At 37.0% G+C, this 892-nt stretch carries 1 pseudogene; it reads left to right on the top strand.

What is annotated here, in order from left to right:
• Window positions 1–225: 225 nt before the first annotated feature.
• Window positions 226–892: pseudogene (locus tag ABZ728_RS22070) on the top strand (helix-turn-helix domain-containing protein); the annotation flags it as partial.

Raw genomic sequence — 892 nt, 5'->3', positions numbered from 1 at the left:
CAACATTAAACATTATTGTTGTTGCTGAATAATTTCATTCTTCACTGATAAAGATTAATCAAACCTACGATTTTATCGTAGGTTTTTTCTTTATCTCTATCCTAGAAAAAGGTACATAAAAATCAAATTTCTTAGCCAATAGCATTTAACCCAAAGGGTTAATCATCGTGATCTGCACCCCAAAAGTTGGACTAAATAACCAACTGATTAAGGTGCAGATTTTTTATGACTAAATATACTCAACGTTTCAAACAACAAGTGCTCGACTTTTATCATCAAAATGGAAAAAACCGTTCGCTTACTCGCCAGTATTTTCAGCTTCCCCAAAGCACGTTAGCACGTTGGATTGCGAAATTTAATCATAATGGAATCAATGGATTAGCTGTGTTAGGTAAAAAACGATGTTATTCTGTTGAGTTTAAATTAAAGGTTATTCAAGCTATCAAAAAAGGCCAGTGCTCCGCTGAAGCCGCCTGCTTTCGCTTTGATATCCCCAGTTCAGGGATAATTAGTCAATGGTTGCAACGCTTTGAAAAACAAGGTATAGATGGGTTATTACTCAAACCTAAAGGTCGTCCAAGTATGAAACTCAACTCACCTAAAATGCCACCAACGCCCAAAACAGAAGAAGAACGCTTGCGTTACCGAATTTTGGAATTAGAAGCGGAGAATGCAATGCTAAAAAAGTTGCAGGAACTCAACCAACAAAAAATGCAGAAAAAGCCGTCATCGTAAATGCCTTACGCTCGCGTTTCCCGTTGGAATTGTTACTCAGACTAATCGGATTGGCACGCAGTTCGTTCTTTTATCATCTCAAGCCAAAGTCGGATAAAAATGTAGCGATTTCACAGAAAATAGAGGAAATTTATCGCAAAAATGACGAAAATTATGG

The organism is Fodinicurvata sp. EGI_FJ10296, assembly GCF_040712075.1.
Lineage (GTDB): Bacteria > Pseudomonadota > Alphaproteobacteria > DSM-16000 > Inquilinaceae > JBFCVL01.
This window is presented reverse-complemented; position numbering and strand designations above follow the sequence as displayed.